The sequence below is a fragment of the Variovorax sp. P1_H12_2 genome (assembly GCF_056405335.1).
In genome coordinates, this window is record NZ_JBFUCI010000727.1 from 1 (window position 1) to 1,459 (window position 1,459).

The window sequence follows — 1,459 nt, forward strand, 5'->3', positions numbered from 1 at the left end:
GTCGGGCTGCGTGAGCGCCACCACGGTGGCGCCCTGCGAGCGCGCGAACCGCGCCGCCTCCAGCGTGTAGGGCATGCGGCCCACGTGCGAGATCACGAAGGCGACGCCGTCGGGCCCCAGCGTGCTGGCCGAGACCAGTTGCTGGTGCAGATCGAAGAAGGCGTTGGAGTTGCAGCCGAGCCGGAACAGGCGGCTCTGCAGTTCGTTCGCCATGAAGGTCGAGGCCGCGCCCACCGAGTAGCAGTCGATGCGTCTGGCCTCGGCCAGGCGGCTCGCGACCTGGTCGATCACCTCGACGTCGATGCGGCGGCCCAGTTCGGTCAGCGAGGAGACGGCCGCATGGATGATCTTGCTGGCGACGTCGCCCGCGCTGTCCTCGGCCAGCACGCTGCGGTGCAGGTAGGAGCCGGTGACCGCGAGGTCCTGCGCCAGCGCCAGCATGAACTCGCGCACCGACTCGAAGCCGAAACTGCGGCAGGTGCGCACGATGGTCGGCATCGAGACGCCGGCCTGCTGCGCGAGTTGCTCGACGGTGGCGGCCACGGCCGCACGCGGGTCTTCGAGCACGCACTGCACCACGCTGCGCTGGGCGGCCGGCAGCTCGGCCATGCGCTCGCGCAGGCGCTGCAACAATTGAGCGGAGGAACCGTTCATTGCGTCCTTCAGAAGCGGGTGCTGACCGCACCGGTGACCGCGCCATCGTCCTCGACGAGCGCCAGCCAGCGCCACTTGTCGAAGGTGGTGCACGGGTGGGAGATGCCCAGGGCCACGCGGTCGCCGACCCGCGGCGCGGGCCCCGCGGGGTCGAAGCGCAGGTAGGCATGCTGGTCGTTGAGGGCGCTGACGCGCCAGCCCGGCGGTGCGGCGTCCGGGCTGCGCGCACCGCGCGGGGCATGGCGCACCGGGATCGGCATCTCGAGGTCGTAGGAGATGTCGCGCCGGCCGCAGGTCAGCAAGGCCAGGCCGGGCTCGGGCACCGACTGCACCATGGCCCAGACTTCGAGCGCCGCGCGCAGCGAGGCATCCAGCCCCTCGCGCCGCTCGACCTGCTTCAGGAAGCGCGCGTAGTTGCCGTGGTCGTGCGTGATGTAGCAGCCCGAGCGCAGCACGCCCTGCACCGGACGCGACAGGCCCTGCGCGCGCAGCAACGGCAGCACCAGGTCGAACACGGCCGAGCCGCCGGCCGTCAGCATCACGGTGGGGTCGCAGAACAGCTGCTGCGCATCGCAGGCTTGCGCCACTTCCAGCACGCGGTTCACGAGCGCCGTGACTTCGCGCGCGTCATGCGCGCTGTCGCAGGTCGCGAGGCCGCCCTCGTAGCACTCGATGCCGCCCAGTTGCGCGGCGGACGAGCGCGCGACGGCGGCGGCCAGCGCCAGGGCCTCCTCGCGCGTGCGGCAGCCGGTGCGCTGGCCCGGCACGCCGATCTCGACCAGCACGTCGAAACGGCGGCCCGACC

Annotated in this window: 2 protein-coding genes; both read right to left on the minus strand. The window is 72.2% G+C overall.

Going from position 1 to position 1,459, the window contains the following annotated elements; all coding sequences use genetic code 11:
- Positions 1-654: MurR/RpiR family transcriptional regulator (locus AC1D2K_RS34605; protein ID WP_478094947.1), on the minus strand; the 654-nt coding region annotated here is incomplete at its 3' end.
- Positions 655-662: 8 nt separating this feature from the next.
- The coding region (locus tag AC1D2K_RS34610; RefSeq protein ID WP_478094949.1) for a type III PLP-dependent enzyme domain-containing protein at positions 663-1,459 on the minus strand (797 nt) is incomplete at its 5' end.